Consider the following 25,854-nt stretch of genomic DNA (forward strand, 5'->3'; position numbering starts at 1 on the left):
TTGGTCCGGCGCCGCAATGCTGCCGATGCGTTTCGCATTTAGCGACGGCAACTGCGGCGCTTGCCCGTCGCAGTCATCCCCTCTCGGCGCCGCGTCGGTTACGATGCGCTCCCGCATCCGAGCCCCATGCCGCGCCCTGCCGCCGGCAGATCCCCCGTGACCCGCTATTCCGGCCCCCTGCTCACCCGTCCGCTCGCCGCCGCGCTGCTCGCCGCGCGCGATGCCGGCGCCGCCACCTGGTCCGGCTCGCTCGACCTGGAGCGCAGCCAAGGCCAGGCGTTGCTTGGCGCTGAAAGCTGGCAGTGGCAGGGACACGACTATCCCTATCCGGGCAAGCTCAAGGACCGCACGCTGTACTACTGGGACGGCGAGGACTTCGCCGCGGTGTCGCGCTTCGGCGGTGCGCTGATCAAGCTGGTGCCGACCGAGTGGGGCGCGCCGACCTTCGAGATCGATGGCATCAAGATGCTGCCCAGCGCGCAGCTGTCGCCGTTCGAGGACGCGCGGCGCAAGGTGGCGCTGGTGGAACCGCGCGGCAAGCAGGTGCTCGATACCTGCGGCGGCCTCGGCTATTTCGCCGCCTGCGCGCTGGAGGCCGGCGTGGCACGCCTGCACTCGTTCGAAAAGAACGCCGACGTGCTGTGGCTGCGCACGCTCAATCCGTGGTCGCCGGATCCGGCCACCAGCGATGGTCGCCTGCAACTGACCCATGGCGATGTCGGCGCTGCCATCGGCGGCATCGCCGACGCGTCGATGGACGCGATCCTGCACGACCCGCCACGCTTCGGCATCGCCGGCGAACTCTACGCGCAAACCTTCTACGACCAACTCGCGCGGGTGCTGCGCCGCGGCGGCCGGCTGTTCCACTACACCGGCAGCCCGAACAAACTCACCAGCGGGCGCGACGTGCCGCGCGAGGTGGCCAGGCGCCTGGAGAAGGCCGGCTTCGCCGCGCAACTGGCCCTGGACGGCGTCCTGGGCACGCGCCGCTGAGGCGATCGCCTCCGCCGCATCAGATCGACGCGAGAATGTGCTCGCGCAACCAGCGGTGCGCCGGATCGCGGTGCACGCGCTCGTGCCAGAGCATGGCCATCTCGTAGCCGGGTAGTTCCAGCGGTGGCGCGCACACCCGCAGGCCGGGCTGATCGCGCACCAGGCGCTCGGGCAGCATCGCCACCAGGTCGCTGCGCTGGAGCGCGGAGACCACGAACTGGAAGTGCGGCACCGACAGCACCACCCGGCGCTGCAGGCCATGCGCGCGCAGCGCGGCATCGGTGACGCCGCTGAAACCGCCACCATCGGGCGAGACGATGACGTGTTCGAGCGCGCAGAACTGCGCCAGACTCGGCCGTCGTCGCAACCGCGGATGGCCGGCCCGACCGACCAGCACGTAGTGTTCGGCGAACAGCGTGCGCCGGCGCAGGCCGGGCGGTGCGTCGGCGACGGTGTGCAGGGCCAGGTCGATCTGGCCCTGTTCGGCCTGCTGCGCGATCGACGGCGGCGACAGCTGCAGCACCGCCAACGCTGTACCCGGCGCCACCCGGCGCAAAGCGGCGATCGCCGGCAGCAGCACGGTGGAGGCGCCGTAGTCGCTGGCCGCCACCCGCCACAGCGTCTGCGCGCGCGACGGATCGAACGGCGCGTCCGGCGCCACCGCCTGCTGCAGTGCCTGCAAGGCCTCGCGCAACGGGACGCGCAGCGCGTCGGCGCGTGCGGTGGGGCGCATGCCGCGCGGCCCCGGCAGCAGCAACGGATCGCCCAGCGCTTCGCGCAACTTGGCCAGGTGCACGCTGACCGAGGGCTGCGACAGATGCAGGCGCGCCGCGGCGCGGGTCACGTTGTGCGTGTCGAGCAACGTGTCCAGGGTCAGCAGCAGATTGAGGTCCAGGCGCCGCAAATCAACCATGGCAATAGCGACTATCAAGGCAATTCATTTCCACTATAGCGAAGCGCGGCCTAGCGTGGAGACCTTCCCTCATCGAGAACCCGCATGAACGTGCTGCTGGTCTATGCCCATCCCGAACCCGCCTCGCTCAATGGCGCCCTCAAGCAGGTCGCGGTACACCGCCTGCAGGCCGCCGGCCATCGCGTACAGGTGTCGGACCTGTATGCGATGGACTGGAAAACCACCGTCGACGCGCAGGACAGCCTGGACGGCGCCGCGGACGCGCGCTTCGATCCTTCGCGCGACTCGCAGCGCGCCTTCGCCAGCGGCCGTCAGTGCGCGGACATCGCCGCCGAGCAGGACAAGCTGCGCTGGGCCGATGCGCTGCTGCTGCAGTTCCCGCTGTGGTGGTTCTCGATGCCGGCCATCCTCAAGGGCTGGGTGGACCGGGTGTATGCCTGCGGCTTCGCCTACGGCGTCGGCGAACACTCCGACACGCACTGGGGCGACCGCTACGGCGAAGGCACGCTGGCCGGCAAGCGCGCGATGCTGATCGTCACCGCCGGCGGCTGGGAATCGCACTACGCACCGCGCGGCATCAACGGGCCGATCGACGACCTGCTGTTCCCCATCCAGCACGGCATCCTGCATTACCCCGGGTTCGACGTGCTGCCGCCGTTCGTGGTGTACCGCAGCGGACGCATGGATGCGGCGCGTTTCGCGCAGACCAGCGCGGCGCTGGGCGAACGGCTGGACACACTGTTCAGCACCACGCCGATCGCGTTCCGCAAGCAGAACGCAGGCGACTACGCGATCCCGGCACTGACGCTGCGGGAGGGGTTCGCACCCGGCCGCAGCGGCTTCGGCATCCATGTGCTCGACGCGGACACGCAAGCGGCGGCGACCTCCGACCGCACAGCGTCGAAGCCGACGACGTAGGCGCGATGCCGACATCGCACCTGTAGGATGCAGGCGACCACCACTCCGTTGGAGCCGCCGCGCCGATGCCCACCGCCGTCTTCGTCCGCCTGCTCGCCGTGTGCAGCGCCGCCTTGCTCGGCGCCTGCGCCACGCAGGCGCCACGCCTGCCCGAGCGCACGCCCAGCGAGGTCAAGGCCGACATCGCCCGGCGTATCCCGGCCACGGTACCCGATCGCCGCGGCTGGGCCGACGACGTCTACGTGGCCCTGGCCTCGCAGAGTCTGGGCACCAATGCCGAGAACATCTGTGCGGTCCTGGCGGTGATCGAACAGGAATCGACCTACCAGACCAATCCGCCGGTGCCGGGGCTGGGCAAGATCGCCCGAGCGGAACTGCAGCGGCGCGCGGCGGCGGTGCATGTGCCGGCGTTCGCGCTGGATGCGGCGCTCAAACTGCGTGGGCCGGATGGGCGCAGCTATGCCGAACGTCTGGCGGCCGCGCGCACCGAGCAGGACCTCAGCAGCATCTTCGAGGACATCGCCGGCAGCGTGCCGCTGGGCCAGCGCCTGTTCGGCGATCTCAACCCGGTGCACACCGCCGGGCCGATGCAGGTGAGCATCGCCTTCGCGCAGGCGCATACCGACGGCTATCCGTATCCGCTGAGCGACGGCGTGCGCCACGCGGTGTTCAGCCGCCGCGGTGGCATCTGGTTCGGCACCCGCCACCTGCTCGGCTACCCGAACGAAGCGGCGATGCTGTACCGCTTCGCCGACTTCAATGCGGGCTGGTACGCCAGCCGCAATGCCGCATTCCAGGCCGCGCTGGCGCGCGCCAGCGGCATCTCGCTCGCCCTCGATGGCGATCTGCTGACGCCCGGCGCCGAGCTCGACGCCCCCGGCGCCACCGAGCGCGCCGCACGCAGCCTGGGCACGCAACTGGGCATGGACGCGCGCACGATCCGCCGCGAACTGCAGCGCGGCAGCGAGGCGGATTTCGCCGACGGCGCGCTGTATCGCCAGGTGTTCGCCCTGGCAGACCGCGATGCCGGCAAGCCGCTGCCACGCGCGGTACTGCCGGGCATCGCCCTGGAAAGCCCGAAGATCACCCGCAAGCTCACCACCGCCTGGTTCGCGCAGCGCGTGGCCGAGCGTTGGCAGCGTTGCCTGGCAAGGTGATCGCCGCGACACGCCGATGGCAGCGCACTACTTCGGTTTGCGTAACGCCATCAGCGCCCAGCCCATTGCGATGGCCAGCGCCAGCAACACGAGGCAGACCACGCTGTCCCACGCGATCGAGAACCAGTAGTGGCCTGGATCGGTCGCCAGCTGATAGATCCGTTTCGGCCCGGCTCTCGGTACGCCGATGTACACGCCGCTCTGCAGCGCTTTAGCCAGCAGGTACAGCTTCATCGCGGCGACCGCCACCATGACCGCCGCCATCAACATCAACACCGGCCGTTCCAGACGCGCGACCAGCCGTTGCAGGCGCGTGGGTGTCGGCATTGGCGGGGGCGGTCGTCGTTTGCGTTTTCCCATGGCATCCTCGCCTGCACTGGGGACAGCATTCTAGAGCGCTGCCGGAGAATGCAGTCACAACGCACCACCGATGCAGCGCACCACACGGGCAAGATGTCTCGCCTGCGCCGCAGCGCCTGCACTATTCCACGGCACGCTGCCCTGGCGCGCCGAGCAGGCCGATCCGGCGGAACCACAGTTCCAGCGGCACCGTGACCAGCGGCGGCAGCGCCGCCAGCAGGCTCAACGCCCACGCCCACCAGGGCCAACGCAACCGCAGCGCCGCGAGCAAACTGGCGACCACGTACAGCAGGAACGCCACGCCATGCAGACGGCCGAACAGCCACACGCCCAGCTCGGTGGTCTGGGTGCCGTACTTGAGCAGCATGCCGAGCAACAGGCCGGCCCAGGTCAGGCCTTCGAACACGGCGGCAGCGGCGAACAGCCGGCCCACCGGCGACAACGGACGGGAAGAAGACAAAGACACACGCAACTCCAGTGACGGGGACGAGGCCGCGACGCGATGGCGGCGGCGACGCCCGCTGGCAGGTGCATTGTAGAGCGTGTGTTCGCGCTTGGCCCGCACCAGCGCAAGCGCCAGTCAGGCGCACAGCCCGCACCGATCCGTCATTGCGCGGCCGGCAATGCGCGGCAGCGCACCGCCGCAGTCGTCAGCGACGCTGTTCCAGCACCGCCACGTCGTCGGGCGCCAGCTGCACTGTGTCGCCGCTCGGCGTCGGCCCCAGCAGCGCGCGCATCGACGCCGGCAGCCGCACGGTGTGCGCGGTGGCGCCATGGTTGATCAACACCACGATGCGCCGCGCGCCATCGCTGCGCACGCCCACTTCCACATCTTCCGGCACGTCGGCCAGCGGCGCCTGCACCCCGGCGTCGCGCAACCAGTCACCGGTGAGGCGATCCAGCGTGGCGTCGTCGAACCAGCCACCGACATAGCTGATTCGGCCCTTGCCGACGCGCCGGGTCAGCAGCGCCGGTGCGCCATCCAGCCAGCCGTTGGTCGCGCCGTAGCGCAGCGGCACGGTGGTGTCGGCGGCAGTAGCCTGCAACTGTTCGGCCCAGATTTTGGCGCTGCCGTCGGCGCCCGCACCGACCAGCGGGATCGGCTTGTCCAGCGCATAGAACTGCTCCACGCGCCCACCGAGCAACGCCGCCAGCGGACCGGGCTGGCGCTGCGGATGCAGGCCGTTGTCGATGTTCTTCATGCCGCTGCGCGGCCCCAGCACCAGATGCCCGCCGTGTTCGACATAGGCCTTCAGCCGCTGCGCCTGCGCCTCGGTCAGCACGTTCAGCGCCGGCGTCACCACCAGCTTGTAGCGCTCCAACGGCGCCATCGCCGAGATCACGTCGACCACCTGCGCCTGCTGCCGCAGCGGCCGGTAGAAGCTCTTCATCTGCACGACCGGATCGAAGTCGGCCGCGTGCTTCTGGAAGCCGATCGCCCAGCGGCTGTCGAAGTCGTTGATCAGCGCCACCTGCGCCTGCGGCGTGGTGCCGGCCAGCGCCGGACCGGCCTTGGCGAACTCCGCACCGACCTGCTGGATCTCCGCATACACCGGCACCGGCGTGCCATCGGCACCGACCAGGGTGCCATGGTATTCCTCCTGCCCGTTGGGCGCGGCGCGCCACTGCCAGTACGAGACTGCATCGGCGCCATGCGCCACCGCCTGCCACGCCATCGCGCGTACCTGGCCCTTGCGCAGCGCCACGTTGGTCGCGCGCCAGTTGACGAAGCCCGGCTGGGTTTCCATCACCCAGTAGTTGCGCTGCTTGTAGCCGCGGGTCAGATCGTGGCGTGCCGCATTGTCCACCCAGTCGTAGCGCTCGCCGGCGACGTAGTCGTCCCAGGCGGCGATGTCGAGCACGTCGTGCACGGTGTAGGCGTCGAAACCGGCGAACCAGCCCATGGTGTTGGTGGTGATGAACTGGCGCGGATCGGCATGCGGGCGAATCGCGTCGATCTGGTTGCGCGAATAGTCGGCCCAGGTGTCGCTGACGAAGCGCTTCCACTCCAGCAACAGCGCCGGATTTTCCTCGTCCTCGCGCACCGGGATCTGCGCGAAGTCGTTGTAGGTCTGGCTCCAGTAGGCGGTGGCCCAGCGCTGGTTGAGCGCCTCGATGCTGCCGTACTTGCGCTGCAGCCAGGCGTGGAACTGCGCCTTGGCCTCGGGATCGAACGAGGACTGCGCGTACTCGTTGTCCAGTTGCCAGCCGACCACGTGCGGGTTGTGCCCGTAGCGCTGCGCCATCTGCTCGGCGATGGCATGCGCGAAGCGCCGGTAGCGGGTGCTGGCGAAGGAGAATTGCTGACGGTTGCCGTGTTCGTCGCGCACGCCGTCCTGGCTGACCCGCAAGGTATCCGGGTAGGCCTGGGTCAACCACGCCGGCGGCGCCGCGGTCGGCGTGCCCAGCACCACCACCATGCCGTGCCGCGCGGCCGCGGCGATGGCGCGGTCCATCCAGTCGAAGTCGTACTGCCCCTCGCGCGGCTCCATCCGGCTCCAGGCGAACTCGCCGATCCGCACCACGCGCACGTGCGCCGCCTGCATCAGCGCCAGGTCGTGCTCCCACTGTGCCTCCGGCCATTGCTCCGGATACCAGGCCACGCCCAGCAACAGCGGCGCAACGTCGCGATAACGGGTGGCCTGCGCCTGCGCCAGCATCGGCAGGCAGAGCAGGATCGACAGCATCGCAGCGAACAGGACAACGCCGCAGCGTTGCGGAACACGGAACAGTGGCATGCGCAAGACCTTCGCAAGAGGAAACGCCGGCACGCCCCCTGCGCTGTGCCAGCGCCTGCATTGTGCGCAGTTTTGCCATGCGCGCACTTGTGCATCTTGCGGCGTTTGCGCGCGCAACTGCGCACAATCCGCGCGCCGTACCTCACCGCGTAACGCATGATGCGCCAACGCTGCATCGCGCCATCCAGCGCGACCCGTGCACCGATGTGGACTGAGGACACCGTTGTGCTCGCGTTGCGCCACCGGTCTCACTTGAACGCTTTGGACGACCGCGACATTGAAATGGTCATCTGCGCTGGCTAGCGTCACGCCTCCCCCAACCGCTGGACACGCCATGAAGACCCCTCGCTTGCTCGGCACCTTGCTCGCCGCGGCCGCCACGCTGCTCTCGGCCGGCACCGCCCTGGCGCAGACCGTCACCGTGACCCCGAGCGAGGTCCACCAGACCATCCAGGGCTTCGGCGGCATGAACGGCGCCGGCTGGATCGCCGACCTCACCCCGGCCCAGGTCGACCTGGCCTTCGGCAGCGACACGGGGCAGATCGGCCTGTCGATCATGCGCATGCGCATCGATCCATCCAGCTCCGGCTGGAGCCAGCAGGTGCCGTCGGCGGTGCGGGCCCGCGCGCACGGCCCGGTGCTGCTGGCCACGCCGTGGTCGGCGCCGGCCTACATGAAGTCCAACAACAACCTCAACAACGGCGGCAAGCTGCTGCCGCAGTACTACGACGCGTACGCCAAGCACCTGCTGGATTTCACCGCCTACATGGACAGCAAGGGCGCGCCGATCTACGCCCTGTCGCTGCAGAACGAGCCGGACTGGCATCCGGACTACGAGTCGGGCGACTGGAACGGCACCGACTTCCTCAACTTCATCGGCGCGCAGGGTGCGAAGTTCGGCAAGTTCAAGCTGCTCGCCGCCGAGTCGCTGGGCTTCAACACCGCGCTGACTGACCCGGTGCTCAACAGCAGCGCCGCCCAGTACCTGTCCATCGTCGGCGGGCACCTGTATGGCGTGCAACCCAAGGACTACCCGCTGGCGCGCAGCAAGGGCAAGCAGCTGTGGATGACCGAGCACTACACCGACAACACCGACGGCAACGCCTGGCCGTCCGCGCTCGGCGTGGGCAGCGAACTGCACAACAGCATGCTGGCCAACTACAGCGGCTACCTCTGGTGGTACATCCGCCGCAGCTATGGGCTGATCGCCGAGAACGGCACGGTGAGCAAGCGCGGTTATGTGATGTCGCAATACGCGCGCTTCGTGCGTCCGGGCTCGGTGCGCATCGGCGCCACCGCCGCGCCGTATAGCGATGTCGCGGTCAGCGCCTACAAGACCCCGAACGGCAAGCTGGTCCTGGTGGCGGTCAACACCGGCACCCAGCATCGGCAGATCACCGTGCACGTGCCCGCCGGCAGCGCCACCGCGTTCACCAAGTACAGCACCTCGTCCAGCCTCAACGTCGGCTACGGCGGCAAGTACAGCGTCGCTTCGGGCCAGACCGTGGTCTATGTCGACCCGCAGAGCGTGGCGACGCTGGTCGGCGAGTGATCGTCGCGATGGTTTGAATTTGTTGGATCGACCCGCGGCAGCCCGGCGCTGCCGCGGGCGTTTTCGGAAGTACTGTCCGCGTCGTCGCGGTGCCACGCCGTGAGCGTCGGCACCGAGACACGCGCCAGCGATCAGCCCAGCTTGGCCAGGAACCCCAGCAGCGCCTGATTGAACTCCTCGGCATGACTGGTGTTGCAGCCATGCGGCGCATCCCTCAGCAACACCACGTCGCTGCCGGCGATGGCGCGATGGGTGCGCTGGCCCGAGCCTTCGTACGGCACCGTGGCGTCGGCATCGCCGTGCAGCACCAGGGTCGGCACGTCGACCTTCTTGAGGTCCTCGCGGAAATCGGTGGTGCCGAACGCCTCCATGCAGCCCAGCGCCGCGGTCTGATCGCTCTGCAGGCACAGCGCGATCGCCTCCTGGCGCTGCGCCTCGCTGACCTTCAGCGTGCCGTGGGCGCTGAAGAAGCCGCGGGTGAAGTCATCGAAGAAGGTCTCGCGCGAGGCCTTCAGCCCCTGCTCCATCTCCTGCGCCTGCTCCTTGCTCAGCGGCCCTTCCGGGTTGTCGTCGGTCTTGAGCATGTACGGCGGCACCGCGGAGGCGAACACTACCGCTGCCAGCTTCTCGGTGCCATGCCGCGCCACGTAGCGCGCCACCTCGCCACCGCCCATCGAGAAGCCGACCAGCACCGCCTCGCGCAGTTGCTTGTCTTCGATGATGCCGGCCAGGTCGTCGGCCAGGGTGTCGTACTCGTAGCCGTCGGCCGGCTTCTCGGAACGGCCGAAGCCGCGACGGTCGTAGGCGATGACCCGGTAGCCGGCCTGCTGCAGCGGCCCGACCTGGTCCTTCCACGCCTCGGCCGACAGCGGCCAGCCATGGATCAGGATCACCGGACGACCGGCACCGCCGGTATCTTCGACATGCAGACGGACACGTGTGCTGGTGGCAGCCATGGACAGGACCTCGTGGTGGGGAGTCGCGGCAGCTTCCACTGCCGCATGTCCGGCCCGCGTGAGTGCCGTGTGTCCGAGCGTTTAACGCGGCGCGAGGGCGCTCAACCGATCCGCGGCAGGGCGCGGGTCAACTGCGCCAGCGCATCCCGCGCGATGCTGTGAAATGCCGCAGACATGTGCGCGTCATCGATGACGCGCTCCCAGAACGTCACCGCCATGCCGGCCGCTGCGCGCCAGTCGTCGCGCTGGTCCGGTGTCGGCAACGGCACCACATAGGCGCGCTCTACCACCTCGCCGCTGGCCGCGGGTCGGAACGCCATCGGCAACATGTCGTAGATCGGTGCCAAGGCAAGCGGCAAGACATCGCCCAGCATCAGGCCCGCGTTGCCCAGATGCATGTCGTTGTTGCCGATCAGTGCGCCGAACCAGCCGCACACACGCAGGCGCTGCGCATCTGCGTCGCTCAGCCAGCCTTCGCGCTGCAGTTGCGGTGCGAACGACCACCAGTCGATGCGCCCATGGCCGAAGTAGGCCGCATCCACCGCGGCCAGCGAGACGAAGCCGCGCCGTCCCAGCACAGGCGTGCGGTCGAAACGCGTGGACTGCAGGAACACGCGACCGTCGCTCTCGAGGAGTTCGCTCTCGGCGGCGGCGATACCGTGCGCACGCAGGACGTCGCTGGCCAGGTGCTCACACCGCAGCAGGTCGCTCCAACGCTGCGCGGCCGGCGTGCCGGCACGCTCGCTGAACTTGACGATGACCGCCGTGTAGCCGCCTTCCGTGTGCAGGATTGCGGTGAACTTCGGTTGTTCGCCTCCTGCCGACGAGCCCACCGCCTCGCCACGCAAGACGGCATCGGCGCGCTGCGGATAATGCTGGGATCGCTGCGCCTTCTCCAGCGCATCAGCCGGCTGCAGGGCGGCCTGTTGCGCACGCTGCAAGGCGAACTCGCCCAGGACCAGGTCGCCGGGCTGATCTTCGCCATGCCGCAGCAACGACAGGACGACATCGTCAGGCTGCCAGCGCTGCAGATCCTGCGGCGCGCCGATGTCTTCGGCGACGCGCCGTGCGAAGGCACGGCCGAGAAAGCCTTGCGGGCGCTGATCGTCCAGGAACCACGGCAGCCCTGGAAACACGCCACCGGCGAATTCACCATGCACCAGAACCGGTCGCGCGTTCTGCGGAACGAACAGAAATCCATCGCCGTGCATGGCATGGAGATCGCCAAGCGTCTCGGCGCGCCCGTCAGGACGCAGACGGAACAGGGGCCAGCGGCGGCCTGCCCGGCCCAACGTGCGGCTGAGCGCGTAGCGCGTGGCGCGCGCCTTGCCGATCCGCAGCACCTGATCGCCGGCAGCGCTGAGCAGACGCGAGACCGTCGGCTGGCTAATGCCGAACGCCGCTGCGATACCAGGCGCCGTCGCTGCCCCCTCATGGCGCAGAAAAGCAATCAGATCGCGTAGCCGGGCCTCGCTCATTCCCGGATTGAATAGATTTATGAATAGATAGTCAAGATAACTAGACTTGTAAGAAGCTGGATTCTTTGGCTATTACCTCGAAATCGGTCTACTGGTGACTGCTTTTTTGAATAGATACTTGAAGCGACGGATGGCCAGCCTGCCGAACCTAAGGCGAGCGCCCTGCAGGCGCTCGCCTGACTGCCCGATCCGGCAGAAGTGCAAGCGACGAGGCTACGTCCAGTTGTCGTTGCCGAAGTCGCCGTCGTCCTGGAAGTCCTGGCCCATGTCCTGCTGCGGCGTGTCGTCGTAGTAGTTGTTGGTGATGTTCTCGACTACCGTCTCCTGCGGCGCACCGCCGCCGAACAGGCCGCCGCCGTGGTGGCTGCCCAGCAGGCTTTCCACGCCCTCGAACAGGAACATGCCGCCGGCCACGCCGGCCGCCGTGGTGGCCGCCGTGCTGAGGAAGCTGGGGCCACGCGCGGCGGCCGGTGCCGGCGTCGGCTCCGCGGCCGCAGCGCCACCACCGAACCAGCGCTCGCGCCAGCCGGGCGCACCAGCCCCGGCGACGCCTGTGGCGGCGGGCGCAGGCGGCAACTGCGGCGCCGCCGCATTGAAGCCCTGGCCCAGGAAGCTGGCCGGCGGCGGCGGGGGCGTGGCCGCCTGCTGCAACTGCGCGATCTGCGCCTTGGCCGCCTCCAGTGCGTGCTCCAGCAGCAAGGTGCGCTGCACCAGCAGATACGCGGCATCGGGTTGATCGGCCAGGCGCGCGTGGATCAGCGCGTCGGCCTGCGGATCTTTGGCCACCCCGCCGGCGCTGCGCAGGCGCGCCAGGAAGTCTTCGAGAAGCTGCTGTTCTTGCGGAGTCATACCCGTACCTGGATGCGATGACCGGCCCAGTGCCGGCACGGCACGGTATGGGCATGGCCAGGCGCAGGCCAAGGGTGCGTCCGAGCTCCGGTGTATCGGCATTCATCAATCACGCGCGCCGGGAAAAACAGCCCGGCGGCCGCACTGGCGAACTCCGACATTCTTCCGACAACGCGCGCCAGGTACGCCACCACTCCAAGCGCAGACGCCCTGATTATTCCGCGTCGATGTCCGAACTGGAGGAGGACGTCGCATGCGGCAGCCGCGCCGCCCACATGTTGTCGACCAGGTTCGGATACGGGCGGCCATTCTCTTCGGCGCGCTGCTTCGCCGCTTCCTTCTGCGACGGCGACAGCGGCTGGCTGCGTTGACCGCGTGGATTCGGCTTCTTCCACGGAGGCGTCTTGGACGAGGGCATGGGCGTCAGGGTGAGCGGAGAGGAGCCATCGTGATCCGGCCATGCGTGCGTGCAGGGTGAAGGTGCCAGCGGTCGGCTGTGCCGACACTTAGCCGTTCAACATCTTGCCGGCGGAGGTGCGGTACTCCCCCCTTCGTCATTACATCAAACTCGCCAGACACCGGCTTGCTTGGCGATCCTCGCACTCCACGACGCGTAAGATTGCACCGCGCCAACTCGAGCCCACACTGCATCACCTCCACCATTGCCAGCCAACTGAGCGGAAGCCAATGTCGGCGTCGCCGAGCGATGGTTGGAATTATTTACCCACCGGAATGCGTATGAGCAAGCAACACACAGACATCAGCAAGTTCCTCAGCTTTGTGCTTCGCCACGAGCCACAGGCCGCTGGCATTACCCTCGACAGCGAAGGCTGGGCGGAGGTCGATGCGTTGATCGCAGGTGCTGTGCAAAGCGGCAGGACGCTCGACGCAGACCTCATTCGTGCCGTGGTGGACAACAGCGACAAAAAACGTTTTGCACTGTCGGAAGATGGCAGGCGCATCCGTGCCGTACAGGGCCATTCGACCGAGAGCGTCGCCATCCAGTACGGCGCCAAAGTGCCGCCGGAGTTCCTCTACCACGGCACCGCCACACGGTTTCTGGACGCGATCCTGGCCGAGGGCTTGCGTGCGGGCCAACGGCATCATGTGCATCTGTCGCAAGACATCGCGACCGCGACCACGGTCGGGCAACGTCATGGCAAGCCGGCTGTCCTGAAAGTCGAAGCCCTGCGAATGCACCAGCAGGGCTCTACCTTCTTTCAGGCGGACAATGGCGTCTGGCTCACCCAGGCAGTTCCGAGCAGCTTTTTCTCGGAAATCTAGTTCCTATGGCTATCTCGCTTGGGCACCCATACCGCGTGTGCGACTGGGCAGCGACATCCAGGGACTCATAATCCTTTGCTCCGATTTGGCGGGCGTTACGAGACGATCCCTGCATTACTCCGAATCCACCCCCGCTAGCGCGAACACCCAGCGCGGCACCACCGGTTCGCCGGCATAGAAGTCCTTCGGCTTGTCCTCGGCCATCGCCCAGCGGTGCAGCCAGCTGATCCCGCCAGGGCCGGTGTACCCCTCGGCGTGGGTGTAGGCGGGATCGCGCAATGCCTCCTCCAGGCCGATGAAGGCATAGCCGCGGCGGCGCGTGGCCGCGACCAGCTCGGGGAAAGCGGCGGCGTTGAGCGCGTTCGCGTGCATCAGCCAGACCTGTGGGATGCGGCGGCCGAACAGGGCCTGCGATTCGCACTCGAAGAAATCCAGCTTGTTGAGCATGTATGGCACGTAGCCCTTGCGCAGGCGCAGCAGCATGGCGTCGCGCGCCGGGCCTGCCGGCTCGTCCAGCACATGCGCGTAGGCGAACGCCCAGACCCACTCGCCGCTGTCCACGGTGACCGGCGCGATGCGGTAGCCATGCGCTGCCAGGAACGCGTTGACCGCCTCGCGGTCGGCAACGCTGCGGCCGGTCGCGAGGTACGGATGACGGAACCACTGCAGCGGCTGGCCGCGCTCGGCGAGCAACGGCCGCAACGTGCGCTCGCCACGCACGATCGCGTCTTCGTACGCCGGCACGCCGACCTGATGCAGGTTCACGTGGCCGTAAGTGTGGTTGCCCAGCGCATAGCCGGCATCCAGCCAGTCGCGCAGCATCGCCACGCGTTGCGGCTGCACCTGTCCGTCCTGCTCCAGCTTGTCTTCGTTGACGAAGCCAACGACGGGTACCTGCGCCTGCCGCAGCGAGGCCATCAACTGCGCATGCAGCGCCGGCAACTGGGCAGGCGGCGTCTGCTCGATGCGCTGCCACGGCAGGTCGTCGATGGTCACCGCAATGCGGCGGGTGTCGTCCTGGGCCTGGGCGAATGCGGCGAAGCACAGCAGGGCTGGCAGCAGCAGGCAGCGAAGCAGTTTCATTGAACGTCCCTGAGAGTTGGGACGCCAGTCTATACGGATGGTCGCCACCGCCGACATGGCACCATGTGCAAGATCCGCACCCGCGCGGCGACATAACATCAGGAAACGACGGAATGAGGAAAGCGCTTTGGCTTGTCTGGACGTGCCTGCTGCTCGCCGGGTGCACGAACACGGCGCAGGCGCCCGCGGCAGCGTCTGCAACGAAGGAGGCCACCACGCAACCGGTGCCACCTCCCGCACGCACGGTAGCGACGCAGTTCGGTGGTCAGCGCGGCAGCGGTGCGCCGTACGAACTGGCTGGAAGCCAGGTGTGGGATGTCCCCGATCCCGTGTCCGGCCGCACTTACCAGGTGTTCGTGGCGTTGCCTGCCGGCTATGCCGACCATCCCGAGCGGCGCTACCCGGTGCTGTACGCCACCGATGCCGACTACGCGTTTCCCGTGACGCGGCAGATTGCGCGGCGCCTGAACGGCGAAGGTCCGGCTATCGAGGACTTCATCCTGGTCGGCTTGTCGTATGCACTCGGCGATGAGCCGATGCCGAGCCGGCGCCGCGACTACACGCCCACCACCGAGGCCGGCGATGTTGCGGCCGCCGGTGCCACTCACGGGGGTTCCAGCACCTACATTGCGTACTTGCGCGACCAAGTGCTCCCTTTCGTTGCGCTGCACTATCGCACCGATGAAGCGCGGCGCCTGTTCCTTGGCCATTCCTACGGCGGCCTGCTCGGTACGCAGATCCTGCTGAGCTGCCCGGAGCTGTTCTCCGGCTACATCCTGGGCAGTCCGTCGTACTGGTTCGGCGAGCATGCCATGCGCGCGGAGGAGGCCCGCTTCGCTTCCAGTCACCGCGATCTGCCGGCACAGGTCTACATGTATGTCGGCGAGTACGAACAGCGTCGCTACGGCAAGCGTTACGATATGGTGACCGATGCGCAGCAGATGGTGCAGAGCTTGCGCGGACGGCACTATCGGTCGCTGCGCCTGCAGATGGACGTGCTGGACGACGAGGATCACCTGAGCGTTGCGCCGCGCGGGCTTACCCATGGCTTGAAGTTTCTGCTGGGTGTTCCGCGGCAGTGAGGCGCGGCGCGCACGCCGCCGGTCGGGCGGATGCTGCATCTCCACGGATGGCGTTGTCGCGGCTGAAACCGCTCCTACAGGTGCCGGCCGGCCGCCGTTAAAGGTCTTCTAAAGCAACGCCATTTACCGGCACGTGTTCGCAGAGGTTTACATAAGGCACCGCACAAAAGCCGGTCAGTACTTCAGCGCATCCGCCGTCGGCGCCAGTGGCGCGAACCGCGCGCCGCTGAAATCGTGCAGCAACCGGAATACCTGGGCACCCCGCTGCGCCACTTCGCGAAAGTCGCTCTTGCGCAGACGATAGAGCCTGCCCTCGCGCGCGAACACCAGGTCGCCGCCATCCCAGTCGGCCCAGTCGCTGCCCGGCAGATCGACCAGCAAGGTGCCGTCGCGGTCCAGCACCCGGTGATCCAGGCCATACCACGCATGATTGTCCTGGCCGACCGCATACAGCAGCGACTGCAGGCGGCAGCCATTGGCGCCGAGCTTCTCGCGCACGCGCGGGCGGCTGAAGCGGAACAATGCGCCGCTGCGCAGCCCGCCACGTTCGCCCTCGCCGTCATCGCGCAACTGCCAGCCATCGCGCTCGCGCAACACGCCGTCGATCAGCTCGTCCTCGCCGCCGCCCGAATGCGAGCCGAACGGCCGCACCTGCAGATGGTGCGGCAACTGGAATCCGGTCGGCATCGGAAAAGGATCCCGCCCCTCGCGTGGCCGGTGGTTCAACAACAAGGTCCGCTCGTCCTCGAACATCCCGCCGCCGCCCCAGCAGTCGCCCTTCGGCCACAGCGCCAGTGCGGTGAAGAACGGCGGCCGCGACAGCGCGGTCCAGGTGCCGAAGTCGCCGCGCTGCTTGGAGGCGAAGTACACCAGCAGCCGCCCCGACGGCGACAGATCGCAGCGCCGCTCGTAGATGCGGCCCTTGAACCACTGGCCGTGCACGAACGTGTCGTCGCGCAGATCCCAGTGGATCAGCTGCACCTGCTTGCTCGGCCCGCGGCGGAAGATCACCCCGATGCGCGCCTCGCGCGCCAGCAAGGCGAACAGGCGGGTTGACGGCGGGCACTGCAACGCTGGGGATTGTGCGGGCTCCATCTGCGGATCTCCTCGCAGGACACGGCTGTCACAGTGGCAGACCCGCGGCACCGCGACAACCACCGCCGGCGCGCCGCATTCGCGACGCGCATGCCATCACCGATGTCCGCAAACGGCGGGCCACCCGGGCCCGCCTCTACCGCGTCGCGCTACTTGGCGATCACCGACGTCCCCGACGGCACCATGTAGCAGGCCTGCGCCTTGGCACAGGCCTCGGCGTTGATCTCGGCGATCTGGCTGGCCAGGTACTGCTCCGGGGTCAGGCCCATGCGGTTGCGGTAGGCGTTGTCCGCATCGGCCTTCGCCACCTGCTCCTGCTCGCGCTGGCGCTCGGCGGTGGTGGCTTCCACCAGGGTCTTGACCCGCTGCTGCTGCGCCGCGGTCAGGTTCATCTGCTGCAGCACGTCGGGATTGGGACGGGCGCGGCCGAGGGTGATGTTCTGGATCTGGATCGGCAGGCCCTGCTCCTTGACCAGGGCGCGCACGTTCTCGGTCACCGCCTCGTCGATCTTCCGTGCACTGTCCGGGTCGCTCATCATCCGCGTCATGTCGTAGCGCTTGACCTGGTCGCGCACGATCGCCGCGTACTGGCTGGCGACGTTGTTCTTGAACCAATCCTGGCCGAAGCCGGACAGCAGCCGCGCCGGCGCGGTGATGCGGTATTGGATCTGCGTGGAGAAGTCCAACAGGATGTTGTCGCTGGACGAAAAGTCGTCAAACGCCACCTGCACCGTCTGCGGCGTGGTGTCCACGTACACCGCCGACGTTGTCATCCACGTGTAGGTCCGGCCGGGATCGCGCACATCGTCCAGACGGATGCCGCCCTTGCCGAACAGCAGCGGCTTGTCCACCAACACCGCCTGCTGCCCCGGATCGGGCGAGACCACAGTACAGCCGCACAGCAAGGCCGCCACGGCGGCGGCCAGCATGGAATGTTTCATCGATGTCCCCCTGAAGGACGGCGCCGCGCGCCGTCGTGTGCGGGCGATGCTAGCGTATCTAGGGGGTGCAAGGCATCTGCTGGTCTGCTGGCGCCAGCCAGGCGCCGCTCCTCTCGCGCCGCGTCCTGCGCCCAAGGCTGACGCCGGCAGGCTGAAGCCCAGAAGACGTCAGGCTCAGTGCTTCGAACTGGCAGGCGCAATCGCGCGGCACTGTGCAAGCACCGCCTCACCTGCGGGGCTTTCCCTCGTCATGGGAAGATCGCCAAAGGCTTGGAGCACCTCGGTCCGCACACGCTCGGCGCTCTCGGATGAATCGACAAGATGCCGATCGTCCGACGCCATGCCGAAGCCCGGCAGCGCAGCAGGCTCCAGATGTCCCAATGCCACCAGTTGCCCGCACAGCCCGTAGTGGTAGGCGGCGTACTCGTCCCCAGCCAACGGCACGTCGCCAGCGGCGAACATGCCCACGTGGAAGCCCTCATGCGCCACCAGATCGGCGACGTTGGCCAGCGTCGCCTCTTCGCTCTGCAGCACCGGCACGATGAGGACGAGCTTCGGCCCTCTGCCCACCCTGTAGAAAGTCGCCTTGTAGTCCACCCGACTGGGCACGACGAGCAACGTGATGGCGATGTTCTGCACGTGCGACTGGGCGCTGACCAACGCGAGCGCCTCGGAGGCTATGTGGCAGATCCGCTCAGGCGCGCGCTCCAGTCCCTTGGCAAAAGCCACCTTGATGCGGCGATCGCTGCAGACGATGCGTTTTTCGAAGTGCACGGGCTGCGCGAGCCCCTGCGTCGCGACCTGAGAGCGTGTCAGGAACAAGCCCATCCCATTGATGGCACTGTGCCTGTTCATGCCCTCGACGGAGAGGCGCGGTGCATCCGCCGCCAGCGCTTGCGTGCAGATGAGTGCCACCCAGATGCATTGGAGGGCCAGCAGACGCGCCCGGCTGCAATTGCGCACGTTGTGCTGCAACCTCGTGACCGAGTCAACCCGCATCGAAAGCCATTCCCTGAGGTGCGTGGTCTAGAGGCCGCAGGTGCCCAGCACCCTGTGGCCCGGATGATCCAGTGGGAAGAGAGCGCATAGGCAACCTGTCGATCCGGCAGGACATCTACATCAGGTCCGAGTAATCGCCGATCTGATTGCAGATCTCCACAGGCGGCTCGGCCAACTCCACCAACCGGCGCTTGCGGGCCGCTGTGTCGCTCTTCGGCGACACGATGCGATACAGCAGATACAGGCGGCCCTGCACCTGCCAAAGACCAAACGTAGAGAGCTCGGAGAACTGGTATGCCGTGTCGTCCAGCCGATGTGCAGTGAAGTTGCACTCAGCGTAGCTACCCGACCCACAACTGGCATCGAGCGATCGCGAGCCGCCTGTTCCTCGCAGGTCGAAATGATAGGTCACCCCCACCTCGCTCCCTATGATCGTTGGCGTGATCTGCTGCGCGGACAACGATCCCCCACTACCCCAATCGGCGGCTTGCTTACAGATTGCGTCTCCAGAGACTGCTGCCACAGCTTCGCTGGTAGAGACGTTGGCGCATCCGACCAAAAAGAAGCCGGTCAGCCCCAGCCAACAGCTTAGTTTCGCCATCGCCCCCTCCCGCTCCGGCGCCAGTGAAATAGCAGGTCTGGTTGACCTCCCACCAAAACGTAGCCGAGCGCGTGGAGCACTGTCCATCTCCGTCAGCTTGAACTGGCCTGCCAAGGGCCGCTTCTGGCTCACTCCAGGGCCGACTGGCAGAAGTGCGCCATCGCTAGCCCTTCAGGTGCGTCTTTGGTCACCATCCCATCCCGCATGAATTGCATGAAGTCTTTCGTCGCCAAAATGCCCGCAGCGTTCGACGCATTGACACTGTCAGAAATGCCTTCGGCATGCTGCGGAAACGCAATGGAAGGCAGATCCTCGCTCCTCACCCATCCCAGTGCCTGCAGTTGCGCGCATGCACCCATCGTGTAAGCCAGGCGCTCTTCCTTCTGCATCTCGGACGTCGTGCCACTGAGGCCCCGCAGCAGGTGGAATGTTTCGTGAGCCGTCGTGGAGACGATATTCGCGACAACCAGATCGCGTTCCTTGTCCAGGGCGAATGCATAACGCGCGCTCGCGCTAGCCGTGGTTGCCAGCGATGACGTCCGGGCAATGAGTTGTTGACCGGGACTGATCAGATCCACCGTCAGCTTCAATTCCAGGTCGGGCAAGTCGGACGCAGCGACGGCGTACTGAAGTGCCGCCAGCACTGCAACACAGGCAGGCGCAGCATAGGGCTCTGCACTCTCCTGTCGTCGCAAGGCGACGTGCAGCGTTCCGCTGCGACACTCGTCAGTGACAGCGAACTTTTCGGCCGCGCGTGCGCTACCAGGCAACACGCTCACGGTTCTGACCACGAACACCGGCCCGATCCTGGTCACCGCCGTGGCGTGCGCGCCCTCTTTGGCGATCAAGTTGGCAGGTGGCGCCTCGATCGAGGTGCAGGCAGGCAACAGCAAAAGCGCCGTGGCCAGTGCGATGGCGCAGACGTGCCACCGCGCCGCACGCGGCGCATGCCGTATCAGCGCGACGTTGATGGCCACTGCTGGCTCAGCGCCGCCACCGCGCGTTCGAGTACGGGGTCCTTGCCGTCGCGTAGGTCGGTGCGGGTCGATGCGGCCACGATGTCCGGCAGCACGCCAACGCCGACGAAGTCGGTGCCGTTGGGGTAGCTGTCGCGTTTGACGCAGATCCGCGCCGAACCGCCGCCGGGCAGGGCCAGCAGCAACGGCTGGCCGGTGCTCCCGCCGGTCGCCTGCCCCACCAATGGGCCGCGCCGCATCAGCCGGAATACCGCCGCTGTGTCCTCGCCGGCGGAGAACGTCCCCGCATCCACCAGCATCACCACCGGGCCGGAATAGGCGTTCGGTTCGGGTGCCACCGGCTCTTGTTGCACCGGCCGCCACTCGATCAGCCTGGCCCCGCGTGCCTGCGCCAGCGACGAGCCGTTGTCGCGCTCGACAGAGCGCAGCGATGGCAGCGGCGCCGCGGCGACGTAGCGCAGGATCTGCAAGCCGAACCACGTGTTGCCGCCACCATTGCCGCGCAGGTCCAGGATCAGTCCGCGCGCGGCACGCACGCGCGGCAGTGCCTGCTTGAGCGCCTGCAGGCCGGCATCGTTCTCCAACTGCGGCACACGCAGCACCGCCACGCCATCGCGGCGAATGCGCAGCAGCGGCGCCTCCGGCACCTTCAGCGTGGTATAGCCGCTGCGCGCGGCACGCACCTCGCTGCGGCGCCCGTCGACGTGCTCCACCGACAGCCGCACCGGGGTGGCGGCATCGCCAGTAAGCAAGGCATAGGTATACATGCGCAGTTGCAGGTCTTGCGGGGTGGAGCTGCTGAGCTGCGGACGCACCACCCGCTGCGCGTACTGCTCCACCGGCTCGCCGTCGATCGCGAGGATGCGGTCGCCGCGTGCCACCCCTTGGCGGCGCAGCGCGGCATCACTGACCGAGGTCACCACCACCTCCCCGTCCAGCCAGGCCGTCCGCAGCCCGGGACGGGCATACCAATGGTCCTCCAGCTCCTTGGGCGGCAGGATCCCGGTGTGTCCGTCGTGCAACTGCGCCAGGAAGCGCGCCAGCACGCGGTAGTAAGCGTCGGTATCCGCCGCACGCTGGACCAGTGGCAGCGTCTCCAGGTACAGGCGGTCCCAGTCCAAGTCGGGCACGTGGTCGAACCAGACGAAGCGCTCGCGCGCGGCCATCCACACCTGCGACAACCCGGCCACGCGCTGGGCTTCTGTCAGCTGCACGGCGTAAGGCACCGCGATCGAGGGCGCCGTGGCATCGCGCACCGCCAGCGCTTCGTGGCGCCGGACCTCGGCCAGGCGCGGGTCGTCCAGCAACGCCGCCGTCGCCGGATCCTTGTCCACCACGAAGTCGATCAGCCCCTCATGCCAGGACATCGCGTCCAGGGCGCGCCACGCCGCCACCGCCGCGTCGCGGTCGCCGAGCCACACCTGCACCCGCACCAGATCGCCTAGCAGGTTCAGGCGGCGGAAGCGCAGCGTCTTGCTGCCCTCGGCGAGCGCTGCAACCGTCGGATCGTCGAGATACTGCAAGCCCTGCTGCAGGGCATCGCGTGCCTGCAGCAGGTCATCACGCGTGCTCTTGGCGCCGTGCTCGCTGAGCTGACTGGCCCGGTCGCGGAAAGCGGTGGCCCGCGCATAGGCCTGATCGGCTGGCGTTTCCGCCGCCCCCACCGACGGCAACAGCAGCAACCACAACAGCGCACCCCATCCGTAGCTTCGCATCGCACCCTCGCGCTCGAGTGTTTGAATCGCAGGCCGCAGTATCGGGCATCTGGCGCGCACGAGCATCTGGACGACGCTGGGCCGCTGCGGCGACCACGCGGCAAGAGTCTGTCATGAGCCGCGCTCCCCTTTGCCTGGTTCTTCGCCAGGGGGTGAACAGCGATCCACTACCGGCATCGCGCCCCTGGCGCATGCAGCGCCAGACGATTGAGCGCGTGATTCCTAATCGCACTCCTTGGATGCCGGCGCCACCTCGACCGGGGTCACTTGTCCATCCGGGTTCACGCGATTGACCGCCAGTACACAGACCGAATTGCGGAAATCGAGGTTCAACGCAACCTCGTAGTCGGCGCCCGCCTGCGGAACGAACGTCGATGTCAGCAAGGCGCCGCAGTTCCATCCCATGTGGACGCCTGTCGCCTGGCTCCAGTGCGCAGGCGAACCGGCGCCGGCTTCCACGACAACGGGCTTCCCTGCGTCCAGCGCAAGCTCTTTGTAGAACGGCTTGGAGCCGATCATCTTGCGGTCCTGCAGGTTCCTTGTGTTCTGCGTCTCCGGGATGCCAATCCCCTCGTTCTTCACCGAGCCAAACAGGGAACCGAACGCAGTACCAAGCGATCCGGATACGCGGATCTTTTCGCCGTACTTGGCCGTGCACACGGCATCCTTGTACAACACGATGCCAACACCATTCTGACCAAACAGGCGAATCCGCGCGCCGGCAGAGGCCGCTTGCGGCGCAGGCTCCTGGCACAAGGCAGGCATCGCATATGCGCTGGCGAGCAGTGCCAGCAAAATTCCATTACGTACTTTCAAAGCATTCCCCTGTTGGGTCGATGGTTTCTCAGACAGCCACGCATAGCGGCAGAAGCCGGCGTTTCTTGACGCAGTTTTCCTAAAAATTTCTTGTAATCCGACCTAGCGCACGCCAACTCAGTGAATCGCTCCTCCGGCTGCATTGCTGGCTGCCCCGATCGTACCGCGCATGTCACTCGTCACCGGGATGATCTGCCATCGGTGGCGATGGACCAGCGCCGCCACGCTCCTGCTTGACGCAAGATCGCGTCGCCGGCTAAAGAGCGCTCATCGAAGTCATAGCTGACGAACCGACATGCCAACGACGTTTCCTGGGAAGAGGGGGTGGCTAGCTGGCGTTGCAATCGCGCTGCTGGCCACCGCCACCTGTTTGGCACAGCAACCTGGCTTGCAGCCCGCAATCGCCCCTACCACGCATACCGCGGCCGATAGCCCCTTGCCGCCGGGCGAATACATCACAGGTAAGGGATGGGGTCGCCTGCTGATCGAGCAGCAGAACGGCACATTGACCTTCTCCCTGGAAAGCACCACGGGGGAAGACGTGTGCGAGCTGAATGGCGCGATAGAGGGACACACCGGCGTCGCCAAGGGGAACAAGGGCCAACCCACCTGCCAGGTGAAGTTCGCCAGTACGCCGCAGGGCATTGACGTAGCGGCTGCCACGCCCGCCGAATGCAAGACGTTCTGCGGCTACAACGGGGATTTCGAGGCGCCCTACCTGCGGGTCAAGGATGGCTGTGGCCGGGACGAACTGGACCGCACACGGACGACCTTCAAGCGCCTCTACGATGCGAAAGACTACAAGGCAGCGCTCGCCACCTTGTCGCCAGTCGTGCCGAATTGCCTGCCGACGCTGGAATGGGAAGACGAAGGTGCCATTCGCAACGATCTGGCTATCACCCAGTACAAGAATGGCCTGTATGCGCAATGCCTGGCCACACTCGACACCTATGCCGAGGACGCCGCCAAGGACGACGACGCGGCCGTGGAAGGATGGATGCCAATGCTGGCGGACCGCTACCTGGCCATCGTGCGGGCAGCGAGAACCAACATCGGCTTGTGCCGCAAAGGCGCAATGAAGCGCTAGGCCTCAAAAGGAGTGGTGTAAGGAGGTCGCCCCGCATCCGCCATCAACAGCGACGGATGCGGGGCTACCCTTAGAAGGGTCACCCCAGTGACTGCCCCTGGCTTCTGGACACCTCGCGCTGCTGTGTCATCGCTTGCTCCTGAGCGATGGCCTGGTTCGCCGCCATCAGCTTGGCATCTGACTGCTCGACCGGAGTCTGCATCGCCTGCTGCACTGGCACATGCGCGCGCAGGTGCGCAGGATCGTTCAATTCTCCTTGAACGGCGATAAGGCGTTCAGGCCCGGCGACAACATGATCCACCCTTGTCAGTGCATTGCCGGAGAGCGATGCACTGGAAACACTCGGATACTGATCTCCGTTGTCCTTGCATGCGGCGAGAAGGCTCCTGCACAGGCGCTCGCTGTTCTCATCAAACGCCACGCCAGCCTGGCTTCCGAGCCGCTGCACTCCTTCTCTGATTTGCAGGAGCATTGCGTGATCAGGGTGCGCAGGATTGTCGGGGCCAGTTCGGCCACCGTGTTGCTGCGGAGCAGGCCGGAGTTCGGGTGCATGAGGATCCACATGCAGCAGCCGTTGCGTCTGGCCTCCCTGCTGCAGGTTGAGATCGGTGGTGCCATCGTGGTTTCGGGCGCGCGTCAGATTCTCGCGCGCGACAGAACTCCACTCACCGTTCAAGAACGCATGGCCCTGCCCATGCTTGTTCCAATTGACCAGATCATTGCCTGCAGCATAGAAGCCCGGCCCATTGAAGCGCTCCGGATGCGCGCGGTCCGTGGGGCCGTACTGATGCGCCCCGCCTCTATCCAAGGCACCGATGAACTGCCCTGCGCGGTCTTCATGCAGGAACAAGTTCTTGATGACCGGATACTCATGCGGCAAGTTCCGATGCAACCTATCCGCATTGAGGGTAGTTGGATTGACAAGTGGATCGGACAAAACACTTGCCCACGCTGTAGAGAGAGGACTTTCTGGATTTGCGTTGCGCAGCGCGTTGACGACAGCGGCACCTCTGAGTGCACCGTCGCGACCAGTTTCAAGGTAGTCCTGAGGCCCGGAAAGCCTTGGGCTCAAGCCATCGATAGCACCACTGACATCTGCCACAGAGTGGTACTGATTTCTTTCGATATTGCGGATCATAGGCGCGGTGAGCGCTTCATTTTGGTTGAAAGCTTTTCCAACCATTGCTGCCAATTTCACCTGGTCGTCCAACGAAGCGTTCTGATAGAGCTCGCTTCGCTCAAGGGGCGCAATCGCACGGCTCATGATCTTGTTGATCTGCGTAACATCCTGCTCATGTACCCAGCTGATACCCTCATCAGAAGAAAGGAAACCATCCAATCGCGACTTGACCTCCGCATCCAGAGGCCGCCCCAATTCCCTCTTGATCGCTCTGCCTTGGCGACCTAGATCCGCGATGGTCTGCGCCACCTGATCTTCGCTGAGTACACGCTGCGGCTGATTGATAGCCGCCCACCCCTGATAAGCGTTGACCAAATCCCTTGGGACGTTCTCACCATTAGGATCGCCAGGTTGATAGTGTTGGCCCAGGTCAACCTGAATAGTACCGATGGTGTATCCACTATTGCCGGCTGGCTCGAGCCTTGGCGTTCTCGGATTATCTCCCGCTACTTCAAGTCGGTATGCGTCATAGCCGCCTTCAGACGTGACCCCTACGGCGAAATAGAGTGTTGCGCGCAGCTCCTGATCCGTCAGCCTACTCATGGCTCTTCCTCCATGCATTTTGTATCAAATGGCACCTGATGCCCTTTGCTACTGGGATGCAGGGCGACATCCCGCTCGTAGCGGGGTCCAGACTTCTGGTAACGAACGAGCGCCCCCTTTTCGAGGGCGAAATAGTCTTCGACCCCAGAAAAAGCAGGGCAAACAGCGTAGCCAGCCTCTCCATCGTCGCTACAGTAGCGAACGTATAGCTTTGCCTCGCGCACTTCGCCCTCGAGCTTTCCGCCTCCCCCGCGCAGGTTTGTACCTTCGCTCCAATCACCGGTTACATGGTTACCACGCTGCTCCAGCGTGATGGCCAAAAAGTGCCCGGAGTCGCATTTTTTTGCATATCCCCATGCGCCGGCAAACGAGGGAGCTTTGGCCGTGGGTGCTGCGCTTGAGCAGGAAGTGACCAACGCCATGCTCGCCAACAGCAGCACACATAGCGACCGGAGGCGACAATTTTTCGGGTAAAACATCGGCAACTCCTTTGATTCGCTCTTCGTGACTCTGAAGGATGGTACGACGATATCAACA

General features: G+C 66.3%; 25 protein-coding genes. 7 read left to right on the forward strand and 18 right to left on the reverse strand.

The features are described from left to right. Positions 1 to 126 precede the first annotated feature (126 nt). Positions 127 to 993, forward strand: a complete 867-nt coding sequence (locus RAB70_RS01110) for an SAM-dependent methyltransferase (protein ID WP_225851557.1) — start codon at positions 127 to 129, stop codon at positions 991 to 993. Positions 994 to 1,012: 19 nt separating this feature from the next. Here RAB70_RS01110 and RAB70_RS01115 read toward each other — a convergent pair whose 3' ends face one another. Next, positions 1,013 to 1,906, reverse strand: coding sequence for a LysR family transcriptional regulator (locus tag RAB70_RS01115; protein ID WP_148827957.1), 894 nt, complete (start codon positions 1,904 to 1,906; stop codon positions 1,013 to 1,015). 84 nt (positions 1,907 to 1,990) lie between these two features. Between RAB70_RS01115 and RAB70_RS01120 the strand changes: the two genes are divergently transcribed. Together RAB70_RS01120 and RAB70_RS01125 are read left to right on the forward strand one after the other, a co-directional pair. Beyond that, positions 1,991 to 2,824 (forward strand): NAD(P)H-dependent oxidoreductase, encoded by an 834-nt coding sequence (locus tag RAB70_RS01120; protein ID WP_148827956.1) that lies wholly within the window; start codon positions 1,991 to 1,993, stop codon positions 2,822 to 2,824. A gap of 65 nt (positions 2,825 to 2,889) precedes the next feature. Then, positions 2,890 to 3,981, forward strand: coding sequence for a DUF1615 domain-containing protein (locus RAB70_RS01125; protein WP_148827955.1), 1,092 nt, complete (start codon positions 2,890 to 2,892; stop codon positions 3,979 to 3,981). A gap of 27 nt (positions 3,982 to 4,008) precedes the next feature. On the opposite strand, the gene RAB70_RS01130 is transcribed toward RAB70_RS01125, so the two are convergent. From RAB70_RS01130 to RAB70_RS01140, 3 genes are all read right to left on the reverse strand, one after another. After that, the gene (locus tag RAB70_RS01130; protein ID WP_225851556.1) at positions 4,009 to 4,341 is read right to left on the reverse strand and encodes a hypothetical protein; all 333 of its coding nucleotides are present in this window, start codon (positions 4,339 to 4,341) and stop codon (positions 4,009 to 4,011) included. Between the two features lie 121 nt (positions 4,342 to 4,462). Next, positions 4,463 to 4,783 carry a DUF3817 domain-containing protein gene (locus RAB70_RS01135; RefSeq protein ID WP_148827972.1) on the reverse strand — a complete coding sequence of 107 codons (321 nt, stop codon included), beginning with the start codon at positions 4,781 to 4,783 and terminating at the stop codon, positions 4,463 to 4,465. 208 nt (positions 4,784 to 4,991) lie between these two features. After that, positions 4,992 to 7,079, reverse strand: coding sequence for a beta-galactosidase (locus RAB70_RS01140; RefSeq protein WP_148827954.1), 2,088 nt, complete (start codon positions 7,077 to 7,079; stop codon positions 4,992 to 4,994). Between the two features lie 334 nt (positions 7,080 to 7,413). Here RAB70_RS01140 and RAB70_RS01145 point away from each other — a divergent pair, with 334 nt between their 5' ends. Next, a complete protein-coding gene (locus tag RAB70_RS01145; RefSeq protein WP_192578910.1) occupies positions 7,414 to 8,631 on the forward strand; it encodes a glycoside hydrolase family 30 beta sandwich domain-containing protein in 1,218 nt (405 codons plus the stop codon). Between the two features lie 131 nt (positions 8,632 to 8,762). Here the strand turns inward: RAB70_RS01145 and RAB70_RS01150 are convergent, their stop codons facing one another. The 4 genes from RAB70_RS01150 to RAB70_RS01165 all read right to left on the reverse strand — a co-directional run bounded on the left by RAB70_RS01150 (position 8,763) and on the right by RAB70_RS01165 (position 12,332). Next, on the reverse strand, positions 8,763 to 9,587 hold the full coding sequence (locus RAB70_RS01150) for an alpha/beta fold hydrolase (protein WP_148827953.1): 825 nt from the start codon (positions 9,585 to 9,587) through the stop codon (positions 8,763 to 8,765). Between the two features lie 101 nt (positions 9,588 to 9,688). Then, the gene (yjjJ, locus tag RAB70_RS01155; RefSeq protein WP_148827952.1) at positions 9,689 to 11,065 is read right to left on the reverse strand and encodes a type II toxin-antitoxin system HipA family toxin YjjJ; all 1,377 of its coding nucleotides are present in this window, start codon (positions 11,063 to 11,065) and stop codon (positions 9,689 to 9,691) included. A 213-nt stretch (positions 11,066 to 11,278) separates the two neighbouring features. After that, a complete protein-coding gene (locus RAB70_RS01160; protein WP_148827951.1) occupies positions 11,279 to 11,914 on the reverse strand; it encodes a DUF2076 family protein in 636 nt (211 codons plus the stop codon). A 214-nt stretch (positions 11,915 to 12,128) separates the two neighbouring features. Next, positions 12,129 to 12,332: a hypothetical protein gene (locus RAB70_RS01165; protein WP_010340127.1), complete on the reverse strand. Its 204-nt coding sequence runs from the start codon at positions 12,330 to 12,332 to the stop codon at positions 12,129 to 12,131. 320 nt (positions 12,333 to 12,652) lie between these two features. On the opposite strand from RAB70_RS01165, the gene RAB70_RS01170 reads away from it, so the two are divergent. After that, positions 12,653 to 13,198: an RNA 2'-phosphotransferase gene (locus RAB70_RS01170; RefSeq protein WP_211352196.1), complete on the forward strand. Its 546-nt coding sequence runs from the start codon at positions 12,653 to 12,655 to the stop codon at positions 13,196 to 13,198. A gap of 114 nt (positions 13,199 to 13,312) precedes the next feature. On the opposite strand, the gene RAB70_RS01175 is transcribed toward RAB70_RS01170, so the two are convergent. Beyond that, a complete protein-coding gene (locus tag RAB70_RS01175; RefSeq protein WP_148827950.1) occupies positions 13,313 to 14,281 on the reverse strand; it encodes a polysaccharide deacetylase family protein in 969 nt (322 codons plus the stop codon). A 113-nt stretch (positions 14,282 to 14,394) separates the two neighbouring features. Between RAB70_RS01175 and RAB70_RS01180 the strand changes: the two genes are divergently transcribed. Beyond that, positions 14,395 to 15,363 (forward strand): alpha/beta hydrolase, encoded by a 969-nt coding sequence (locus RAB70_RS01180; protein WP_148827949.1) that lies wholly within the window; start codon positions 14,395 to 14,397, stop codon positions 15,361 to 15,363. A gap of 174 nt (positions 15,364 to 15,537) precedes the next feature. Here RAB70_RS01180 and RAB70_RS01185 read toward each other — a convergent pair whose 3' ends face one another. The 7 genes from RAB70_RS01185 to RAB70_RS01215 all read right to left on the reverse strand — a co-directional run bounded on the left by RAB70_RS01185 (position 15,538) and on the right by RAB70_RS01215 (position 22,456). Further along, the gene (locus tag RAB70_RS01185; protein ID WP_148827948.1) at positions 15,538 to 16,458 is read right to left on the reverse strand and encodes a hypothetical protein; all 921 of its coding nucleotides are present in this window, start codon (positions 16,456 to 16,458) and stop codon (positions 15,538 to 15,540) included. A 149-nt stretch (positions 16,459 to 16,607) separates the two neighbouring features. After that, on the reverse strand, positions 16,608 to 17,387 hold the full coding sequence (locus RAB70_RS01190; RefSeq protein ID WP_017907998.1) for an SPFH domain-containing protein: 780 nt from the start codon (positions 17,385 to 17,387) through the stop codon (positions 16,608 to 16,610). A gap of 186 nt (positions 17,388 to 17,573) precedes the next feature. Continuing rightward, on the reverse strand, positions 17,574 to 18,398 hold the full coding sequence (locus RAB70_RS01195; RefSeq protein WP_148827947.1) for a hypothetical protein: 825 nt from the start codon (positions 18,396 to 18,398) through the stop codon (positions 17,574 to 17,576). A 115-nt stretch (positions 18,399 to 18,513) separates the two neighbouring features. Then, the gene (locus tag RAB70_RS01200; protein WP_225851555.1) at positions 18,514 to 18,999 is read right to left on the reverse strand and encodes a hypothetical protein; all 486 of its coding nucleotides are present in this window, start codon (positions 18,997 to 18,999) and stop codon (positions 18,514 to 18,516) included. 128 nt (positions 19,000 to 19,127) lie between these two features. After that, positions 19,128 to 19,976, reverse strand: coding sequence for a hypothetical protein (locus tag RAB70_RS01205; RefSeq protein ID WP_225851554.1), 849 nt, complete (start codon positions 19,974 to 19,976; stop codon positions 19,128 to 19,130). Continuing rightward, complete coding sequence (locus RAB70_RS01210) at positions 19,955 to 21,691, reverse strand: S41 family peptidase (RefSeq protein ID WP_170268103.1); 1,737 nt, start codon at positions 21,689 to 21,691, stop codon at positions 19,955 to 19,957. The genes RAB70_RS01205 and RAB70_RS01210 overlap by 22 nt, the downstream gene beginning before the upstream one ends. Before the next feature lie 222 nt (positions 21,692 to 21,913). Next, a complete protein-coding gene (locus RAB70_RS01215; protein ID WP_223875606.1) occupies positions 21,914 to 22,456 on the reverse strand; it encodes a hypothetical protein in 543 nt (180 codons plus the stop codon). Between the two features lie 346 nt (positions 22,457 to 22,802). Here RAB70_RS01215 and RAB70_RS01220 point away from each other — a divergent pair, with 346 nt between their 5' ends. Continuing rightward, positions 22,803 to 23,594, forward strand: coding sequence for a hypothetical protein (locus RAB70_RS01220; protein WP_225851553.1), 792 nt, complete (start codon positions 22,803 to 22,805; stop codon positions 23,592 to 23,594). Positions 23,595 to 23,673: 79 nt separating this feature from the next. Here the strand turns inward: RAB70_RS01220 and RAB70_RS01225 are convergent, their stop codons facing one another. After that, the gene (locus RAB70_RS01225) at positions 23,674 to 25,317 is read right to left on the reverse strand and encodes an XVIPCD domain-containing protein (protein WP_148827945.1); all 1,644 of its coding nucleotides are present in this window, start codon (positions 25,315 to 25,317) and stop codon (positions 23,674 to 23,676) included. Further along, entirely contained in the window at positions 25,314 to 25,796 is a 483-nt protein-coding gene (locus RAB70_RS01230) for a hypothetical protein (RefSeq protein ID WP_225851552.1), read from the reverse strand. The genes RAB70_RS01225 and RAB70_RS01230 overlap by 4 nt, the downstream gene beginning before the upstream one ends. Positions 25,797 to 25,854 lie beyond the last annotated feature (58 nt).

The sequence above is a fragment of the Xanthomonas sontii genome, from assembly GCF_040529055.1.
Lineage (GTDB): Bacteria > Pseudomonadota > Gammaproteobacteria > Xanthomonadales > Xanthomonadaceae > Xanthomonas_A > Xanthomonas_A sontii.

Coding starts and splice junctions, on each gene's coding strand:
- RAB70_RS01130 (WP_225851556.1), bottom strand. CDS start 4,341: ATGGGAAAACGCAAACGACGACCGCCCCCGCCAATGCCGACACCCACG.
- RAB70_RS01165 (WP_010340127.1), bottom strand. CDS start 12,332: ATGCCCTCGTCCAAGACGCCTCCGTGGAAGAAGCCGAATCCACGCGGT.
- RAB70_RS01195 (WP_148827947.1), bottom strand. CDS start 18,398: ATGCGGGTTGACTCGGTCACGAGGTTGCAGCACAACGTGCGCAATTGC.
- RAB70_RS01230 (WP_225851552.1), bottom strand. CDS start 25,796: ATGTTTTACCCGAAAAATTGTCGCCTCCGGTCGCTATGTGTGCTGCTG.
- RAB70_RS01125 (WP_148827955.1), top strand. CDS start 2,890: ATGCCCACCGCCGTCTTCGTCCGCCTGCTCGCCGTGTGCAGCGCCGCC.
- RAB70_RS01120 (WP_148827956.1), top strand. CDS start 1,991: ATGAACGTGCTGCTGGTCTATGCCCATCCCGAACCCGCCTCGCTCAAT.
- RAB70_RS01225 (WP_148827945.1), bottom strand. CDS start 25,317: ATGAGTAGGCTGACGGATCAGGAGCTGCGCGCAACACTCTATTTCGCC.
- RAB70_RS01110 (WP_225851557.1), top strand. CDS start 127: ATGCCGCGCCCTGCCGCCGGCAGATCCCCCGTGACCCGCTATTCCGGC.
- RAB70_RS01175 (WP_148827950.1), bottom strand. CDS start 14,281: ATGAAACTGCTTCGCTGCCTGCTGCTGCCAGCCCTGCTGTGCTTCGCC.
- RAB70_RS01210 (WP_170268103.1), bottom strand. CDS start 21,691: ATGCGAAGCTACGGATGGGGTGCGCTGTTGTGGTTGCTGCTGTTGCCG.
- RAB70_RS01115 (WP_148827957.1), bottom strand. CDS start 1,906: ATGGTTGATTTGCGGCGCCTGGACCTCAATCTGCTGCTGACCCTGGAC.
- yjjJ (WP_148827952.1), bottom strand. CDS start 11,065: ATGAGCGAGGCCCGGCTACGCGATCTGATTGCTTTTCTGCGCCATGAG.
- RAB70_RS01170 (WP_211352196.1), top strand. CDS start 12,653: ATGAGCAAGCAACACACAGACATCAGCAAGTTCCTCAGCTTTGTGCTT.
- RAB70_RS01220 (WP_225851553.1), top strand. CDS start 22,803: ATGCCAACGACGTTTCCTGGGAAGAGGGGGTGGCTAGCTGGCGTTGCA.
- RAB70_RS01145 (WP_192578910.1), top strand. CDS start 7,414: ATGAAGACCCCTCGCTTGCTCGGCACCTTGCTCGCCGCGGCCGCCACG.
- RAB70_RS01180 (WP_148827949.1), top strand. CDS start 14,395: ATGAGGAAAGCGCTTTGGCTTGTCTGGACGTGCCTGCTGCTCGCCGGG.
- RAB70_RS01150 (WP_148827953.1), bottom strand. CDS start 9,587: ATGGCTGCCACCAGCACACGTGTCCGTCTGCATGTCGAAGATACCGGC.
- RAB70_RS01185 (WP_148827948.1), bottom strand. CDS start 16,458: ATGGAGCCCGCACAATCCCCAGCGTTGCAGTGCCCGCCGTCAACCCGC.
- RAB70_RS01140 (WP_148827954.1), bottom strand. CDS start 7,079: ATGCCACTGTTCCGTGTTCCGCAACGCTGCGGCGTTGTCCTGTTCGCT.
- RAB70_RS01160 (WP_148827951.1), bottom strand. CDS start 11,914: ATGACTCCGCAAGAACAGCAGCTTCTCGAAGACTTCCTGGCGCGCCTG.
- RAB70_RS01215 (WP_223875606.1), bottom strand. CDS start 22,456: ATGCCTGCCTTGTGCCAGGAGCCTGCGCCGCAAGCGGCCTCTGCCGGC.
- RAB70_RS01200 (WP_225851555.1), bottom strand. CDS start 18,999: ATGGCGAAACTAAGCTGTTGGCTGGGGCTGACCGGCTTCTTTTTGGTC.
- RAB70_RS01190 (WP_017907998.1), bottom strand. CDS start 17,387: ATGCTGGCCGCCGCCGTGGCGGCCTTGCTGTGCGGCTGTACTGTGGTC.